This window comes from Anaerosporobacter sp. (assembly GCF_031551385.1).
Lineage (GTDB): Bacteria > Bacillota > Clostridia > Lachnospirales > Lachnospiraceae > Anaerosporobacter.
Window position 1 is genome coordinate 1 of the sequence record NZ_JAVBNS010000079.1, and the last position, 6,754, is coordinate 6,754.

At 34.2% G+C, this 6,754-nt stretch carries 9 protein-coding genes; 7 read left to right on the forward strand and 2 right to left on the reverse strand.

Features of this window, described 5'->3' with window-relative positions; genetic code table 11:
• From RMR19_RS07635 to RMR19_RS07655, 5 genes are all read left to right on the forward strand, one after another.
• Positions 1-406, forward strand: a 406-nt coding sequence (locus RMR19_RS07635; protein WP_310602903.1) for a transcriptional regulator, SarA/Rot family, incomplete at its 5' end; no start/stop codon positions are given.
• Entirely contained in the window at positions 406-1,266 is an 861-nt protein-coding gene (locus tag RMR19_RS07640; RefSeq protein ID WP_310602904.1) for an NmrA family NAD(P)-binding protein, read from the forward strand. The genes RMR19_RS07635 and RMR19_RS07640, both read left to right, overlap by 1 nt.
• Positions 1,267-1,572: 306 nt before the next feature.
• Complete coding sequence (locus RMR19_RS07645; protein ID WP_310602905.1) at positions 1,573-4,014, forward strand: ABC transporter substrate binding protein; 2,442 nt, start codon at positions 1,573-1,575, stop codon at positions 4,012-4,014.
• 109 nt (positions 4,015-4,123) lie between these two features.
• Positions 4,124-4,378 (forward strand): UPF0175 family protein, encoded by a 255-nt coding sequence (locus RMR19_RS07650; protein ID WP_310602906.1) that lies wholly within the window; start codon positions 4,124-4,126, stop codon positions 4,376-4,378.
• Positions 4,379-4,483: 105 nt separating this feature from the next.
• The gene (locus RMR19_RS07655) at positions 4,484-4,633 is read left to right on the forward strand and encodes a DUF3368 domain-containing protein (protein ID WP_310602907.1); all 150 of its coding nucleotides are present in this window, start codon (positions 4,484-4,486) and stop codon (positions 4,631-4,633) included.
• A gap of 99 nt (positions 4,634-4,732) precedes the next feature.
• Here the strand turns inward: RMR19_RS07655 and RMR19_RS21995 are convergent, their stop codons facing one another.
• Both RMR19_RS21995 and RMR19_RS22000 read right to left on the reverse strand, forming a co-directional pair.
• Positions 4,733-4,897 (reverse strand): helix-turn-helix domain-containing protein, encoded by a 165-nt coding sequence (locus tag RMR19_RS21995; protein ID WP_310602910.1) that lies wholly within the window; start codon positions 4,895-4,897, stop codon positions 4,733-4,735.
• Positions 4,898-5,103: 206 nt separating this feature from the next.
• Positions 5,104-5,268 carry a helix-turn-helix domain-containing protein gene (locus RMR19_RS22000; RefSeq protein WP_310602911.1) on the reverse strand — a complete coding sequence of 55 codons (165 nt, stop codon included), beginning with the start codon at positions 5,266-5,268 and terminating at the stop codon, positions 5,104-5,106.
• A 287-nt stretch (positions 5,269-5,555) separates the two neighbouring features.
• Here RMR19_RS22000 and RMR19_RS07670 point away from each other — a divergent pair, with 287 nt between their 5' ends.
• Together RMR19_RS07670 and RMR19_RS07675 are read left to right on the forward strand one after the other, a co-directional pair.
• Positions 5,556-6,107 (forward strand): DNA-directed RNA polymerase subunit alpha C-terminal domain-containing protein, encoded by a 552-nt coding sequence (locus RMR19_RS07670; protein WP_310602908.1) that lies wholly within the window; start codon positions 5,556-5,558, stop codon positions 6,105-6,107.
• A 130-nt stretch (positions 6,108-6,237) separates the two neighbouring features.
• Positions 6,238-6,522 carry a type II toxin-antitoxin system Phd/YefM family antitoxin gene (locus RMR19_RS07675; protein ID WP_310602909.1) on the forward strand — a complete coding sequence of 95 codons (285 nt, stop codon included), beginning with the start codon at positions 6,238-6,240 and terminating at the stop codon, positions 6,520-6,522.
• Positions 6,523-6,754: the final 232 nt, after the last annotated feature.

Sequence of the window (6,754 nt, forward strand, 5' to 3'; positions counted from 1 at the left end):
TGAAGCAGCAGAAATCGTATCACTTTTCTGTAGATTAAGAAACAGCACAAAAAATGATTTGCCAATTCGCTCAAGTGAGATGGGGTTATTGATTTTATTGCATAGTAGAGTAGAGCCAATAACACCACTAATGGCGGCTGAGTTTTTTAAAGTAAAAAAACCGATGATAACAGCAATGATTACATCACTAGTTAGTAAAGGATATATGCAGAAAACGGCATCTTTAGAGGATAAGCGTAGTTTTACAATTAATCTTACACAAAAAGGAATGGAACTTGTAGAAGAGACAAAAGACGAATACTTTAAGTCGTTAGAACTTCTCTCTTCCAAGATGGGGGAGAATGATTTTAACACAATGATTACTATGTTAGATAAAGCAAATAAAATTTTATTGGAGGTGCTATAATGGGAAAAGTAATGGTCACAGGTGCGCTAGGTAATGTAGGCGGATATGTTGCAAAGTATTTAATACAAAACGAACAAGATGTTGTTGTAGCAGATATTAATCTTGATGCTCTAAAACAAAAATATGGAGATACCGCAAAGGTAGTATTGTTTGATTTTACGGATAGTAAAACATTTGCAAAGGCATTGGACGAAGTCAATCGTGTATTTATTATGCGTCCACCACATTTGGGAAAGCCAGAGGATTTAAAACCCTTTGTAGAGGCTTTGAAAGCTAAAAAAGATATTCAACTTGTCAGTTTTTTATCTTTAATAGGTGTGGAAAATAATCCTGTTCCGCCACATCACAAAATTGAGAAGTACATTGAGCAGGCAGGTTTGCCATATTGTCATATCCGACCAAGCTTCTTTATGCAAAATATAAGTGGGATTCATGCGTTTGAAATTAAACATTTTAATCGTATTGTTGTTCCTGTGTGTAAAGCACTTACCAGCTTTATTGATGCGGAAGATATTGGGGAAATTACAGCTAAAGTTTTAAGCGAACCTGAAAAACACCAAAATCGAGGATATTCGATTACTGGTCCAGAAGCGATTGATTATTACGAAGCAGCAAATATACTTTCAGAAGAATTGGGACGCAAGATAGAGTATGCAAATCCAAAACCATCATTAGCTAAAAAATATTGGATAAATATTAGAGGATTAGACAAAGAATATTCTACAGTTATGGGAATGTTGTATATGATGACACGTATGGGTACAGCGAAAAAGGTGACAAGTACATTTGAGGATGTCATGGGAAAGAAGCCTCAGTCATTTAGACAGTTTGTGAAGAAGAACGTATCTGTATGGAAGTAGGGAAATTGTTTTTGTGAAAATTCGGGGATTTGATGAGCTATATTTCCTGTGCAATGTATAGCCAACTCAAAGTTGGCAGCTATACATCGTGAAAAACGCAAGAAAAATTCACGCATCGACATGCTATCGACGTATGTGAATTGATGAGTAAAGCAAAAAGAAAGAAAAGTAAACAATTAACTGTTAAATCCAAAGAATTTGAGACGATTCCATCCACAAAGATGTAACTTAATATTGTATGCGCTCGAATTGTGTTGTATGATAATAAGTAGATTACTATGTCATTTGAGAGGGTGGTGCTAATGAATGAAAACGTTGAAGTGTCTATTTTATTCATGTATTTTGTTTCTACTATTACCGACGTTTAGTATGGCGTCAGAACGTGGGGAAGGTGAACGTGTTCTTTTTATCTCATCGTATAGCGAGAGTTTTCTTAGTGTTCCAGAGCAGATTTCGGGGATAAAGTCTGTGTTTGATCCATTGAATATTTACATGGATATGGAGTATATGGATATGAGCAGATTCAATAATGATACGAATCTACAATTGTTTTACGAAATGTTAAAGTTCAAACTGGCGAACATAGAGCCATATGATGCCATTATGGTAGCAGATGATGCAGCGTTACAATTTGCATTGGATTATCAGGAAGAGCTTTTTGCGGGTTTACCGATTATTTCGTTATGTATTAATGATGAACACAGATTTCAAAAGGCTATGGATAACCCATATATGACAGGTATTATGGAGATTACAGATTCTTTGCACGACACGATTGTTCTTGCGAAGGCGATGTATCCGAATGCTACAAAGATGATGGCAATCGTGGACAATACGCTTACTGGACAAGGCGATCAAAAGCAGTTTTTAAGTGAGGTACAGAAATTTTCAGAGTTAGAAACCTCATTTTTAAATGCATCGGAGTATTCTTTTGAAGAATTTGGGAAGGTGCTTGAGGCAGTAGAGGAAGATACTATTGTTTTGTATATGTGTATGTTTAATGACAAAAACAATGTTAGTATGGACATTAACCAAGCAGCAGAATTTATTGGATTACATACAAATGTACCTGTTTTTCGCCACAGTATTGGGGGAGTAGGAAAAGGCATTCTTGGTGGAGAGATGGTTGACTTTTATGGTTCGGGCATTCTGGCTGCTGAGATGGTCGTGCAAGTTTTTGATGGAATGCCAATCGCTTCTATCAAGGGAGTAGCAATGAGTCCCGCGCAATATATTTTCGACTATAATATTATTGAAAAATATAATATCAATCAAAAACTTATTCCAAAACAAGCGGTTATTATTAACAAAGAGATCGGATTTTTTGAAGCACGAAAGAAAGAACTTATTGTTTTTCTTGGAGTTGTTCTTTTGCTATGTATCATCGCGAGTGTTCTGGCTTGGGATAATATGAAGCGCCGCAAAACGCTTCATAAGATAACAGAGATGAATCGTAAGATTGAATATCAAGCTTCCCATGACTATCTGACACAGTTGTCGAACCGATTTGCTTTCATGAAGCAGTTAGAGCAGGCAATAGCAGATAAAAAGGAAGGAGCAGTATTTCTAATAGATATTGATAATTTCAAGGGAATCAATGATACCCAAGGGCATATATATGGAGATAAGATTTTAATGGAAATCGCTAAGAAGTTAGCCTCTCTTGAAAATGAGGAGGTAGTCGTATCAAGACATGGCGGTGACGAATTCCTTATGTCTGTTTATGGAAATGTGCAGAAAGATGACATTGCAAAATATGCGCATAGGATTATTGAACTATTTGCGAATGGAATCACGATAGAAAATCAGGAAAACTATGTGAGCTGTAGTATTGGTATCTCCATGTTTCCGCAGGATAGTACGAATATGGAACAGTTGATTATGTATGCAGATACGGCGATGTATAAGGTTAAAGATGAAGGTAAGAATAATTTTATATTTTATACCCATGAGTTAAATAAAGAGGTTGCTGATAAAGTTCAGGTAGAAAGCAATTTGCGATATGCCATTAAAAATGATGGATTTGTGTTGTACTATCAGCCTTTTGTTGATGTGCGTACCCAAGAAACGTCTGGGTATGAGGCATTACTTCGAATGAAAGATTATAAGATTTCGCCAGCAGTGTTTATACCTGTAGCAGAGGAGTCGGGATTGATTATAGAGATAGGAAGGTGGGTTACGGCGGAAGCAATTAGACAATTGTCTGATTGGAGTAAAGAAGGTCTATCCACGAAAACCATTTCAATAAATTTTTCCAATGTACAGCTTCGCGATGAGGGATACATAGAGTATTTGGAGCAATTGCTTGGTCAGTATAAGGTAGATCCGAATCTGTTAGAGATTGAAATTACAGAAAGTATTTTATTGCGTAAAACGGATAAGGTGCTACGATTCTTGAATCAGATTAAGGAATTAGGAGTAGGATTAGCGTTAGATGATTTCGGAACAGGTTATTCGTCTTTAAATTACCTTACCTATATGCCAATTGACAAAGTGAAATTAGATAAATCATTGATTGACAAGTTCCTTATGCAAGATAAGAACACATTTATAAAGAATCTGGTGATGTTGCTTCATGACTTAAATGTTAAAATTACAGCAGAAGGAATTGAGGAAGCAAAACAGGTTAGCCAGATAGCAGATACTGTTTGCGACACCATACAGGGATACTTCTTTAGTAAGCCACTGGTAGTTGACGAGGCGAAGAGAGTGTATAACAAGGTTTGGAAGGAACGTTGTGAGGTTTGATATATAGAAGGATTGGTTGAATGAAATAAATGTTTTAAACTTGCTAAAAACATCTGAAGTGCATATAATAAAATATAATATTTTATTATGATTTAAGGGAGGCTGACTTATGTGCGTTGTTTCAATAAAAATACCAGATGAAATATTATTGGACTTACATGAGGATAAATTACAATTTGAAAAGTATGCTAAACAAATGATCGCTATGGATTTATATAAGAATAAAAAGATTTCATTAGGGTATTGTGCTACAATTGCTGAAATGCCAAAAGAAGAATTTATAGTTCTTTTGGGAAAAAATGATATATCCATTTTTTCATTTGACTCAGAAGACGAGTTTTCAGAGGAGGTACTAAATGCGTAAGGTTGTTGTGAATAGTACACCATTAATCGCACTTACTCATGTTGGACAACTCAGTTTGTTAAAGAATATTTATGGTACAATTATGCAAAGTATTTAGGACTTACAGTGACGGGAACATTAGGAGTATTGCTAAAGGGAAAGAATCTTGGGTATTTAGACAAAGTTGAGCCTATCATTAATGAGATGCAATTGAAAGGAATCTATGTTAGTAATAAGGTGCGAGAGATGTGTTTACATATGGCAAATGAGCTTTAATTATTGAAATGGATATATGAAATAAGAGATTAAAAAATATTTTAAATAAAGGAGTGGTACGCGTCGCATGGATTTATTATGCGTTGTGTAACCACTCCTTTATTTTGTGAATTTGACAATATCGTTTGGTGTACAATTTAGAATTGTACAAAGTTTTTCAACGGTGAGTAGAGTAACATTTTTGTTTTTCTTAAAGGAATCAAGAGTTTTGTTATCAATGCCAGACTGTAATAGTTGATATTGAGAAACTTCTTTTGTTTTCATTGTTTCCCATAATGGACTATAATCAATAATGAAAATCACCAACCTATCTTTTTGTGCTATCTAAATTATATATTCTTGTTGTGAAAACAAACATTGTGGAGATGGTCACAATGTAATGTGATGAATTGATTCAGATTATTATAGTGAGGAAAGCGGATGAAGGTAAAAGACATAAGGGGTTAATTAGGCGTTGTGTAACCACTCCTTTATTTTGTGAATTTAACAATATCATTTGGAGTACAGTTTAGTATTGTACAAAGTTTCTCCACAGTGAGTAAAGTAACATTTTTGTTTTTCTTAAGAGAATCAAGAGTCTTGTTATCAATACCAGATTGTAATAGTTGATATTGAGTAACTTCTTTTGATTTCATTGTTTCCCATAAAGGACCATAATCAATAATGAAAATCACCAACTTATCTTTTTGTGTTATCTAAAGTATAAGTCTATATTGTGAAAACAAACATTGTGGATATAGCCACAATATGATATAATAATTTCAATCCAATCATTGTAGTAAGGAAAGCAGAGGAAGATAAAAGATATAATGGCACAGGTTGCAATTGAGAATAGTGCATGTTCAGAGGAGAATGAAAAATATAGAAAAATATTGTGAAAGGTCAGTAGGAGTTTAATCTTCTGACTAGAAGGGAGAAGAAAATGATAGAGTTAAAAGCCAAGGTGTCAGTGCTGGAATTTAAGGATATGACGTTAACGGAATTCAGACAAGCATATTCCAATGAGAAAATAGAAGAAGATTTTGTTTTTGATATGGACAAAAAGGGATACTTATGTCCAGAGAAAGGTGATGTTTTAATAAGAGATATTCAGATATCAACTAGATTACGCAATGCATTAGCTAGGAATGGTATTCTTCTTATTTCACAATTAGGAAACTATCCGAAAGAAAGATATTTGAAAATGCGTAACATAGGGGAAGAGTCTTACAAAGAGTTGAAAGAGATTTGCAAGAAATATGAAGTCAAAATTCCAACGTTGGAAGTTTTGGAAAAAGATTTACTGCCTGTTTCTTTCTCATCAAGGCAGTTGCTAGAACTTTATGAAATTAATATACACTCAGCAAAAGATATTGAGAAGTTTAGTATGGAAGAGCTGGAGATGGAGTATCGGTATGATAGGAGGATGTATAATAGTGTATGTAGGGTTATTGAGGTTAAGAGATTGAATGTGGAGGGATATGAGGATAGGTAGAAGAAAAATATTAGTTTGAGAGAAGGAATATTATTAATGCAATTGGGACTTTTGAGTTGATATACATGAAAAAGATGAAGAGTAATATAAGTGCTCTGACTGCGATAATAGATTGAAATAATCCTAAAACATGTATAAACTAATAATATATAATAAAAAAGGAAGTGATATTATACATATTGATTCAAATAACTTGGTTTTTATCACAGAGGCAAATCAAGACTTTTCAAAGATAGCCAGAATGGTTGATGAAGACGGAGTTGCTGCAATTCTTAAGAATAATGCGCCAAGAGATGTTTTACTTGATTATAGTAAAATACAAGAAGATTCTATTGTTGAAGATGAAAAATTAGAAGATATAGCTAGTCGTATACTGAAAAAACATATTAAAGCATTTGAGGAGTTCGCTAAATGATAATGCTGGATAAGGAAAAGGTAGTATATCTTCATAGGAAATTGATATCTGCTACTGGGGCAGTGAAGGAATTATAGATGAAGGTCTGCTTGATTCGGTACTAGCAACACCTGTTCAATCAATTGAATGGCATTGAGGTAGAGTGTGTAGATGAAGAGTTGATTTGGGGTTAGGAATTGCAGATGAAAAGTATGTAGATGAGGAGGTACTCAAGTGGATAGTAGTTCATATT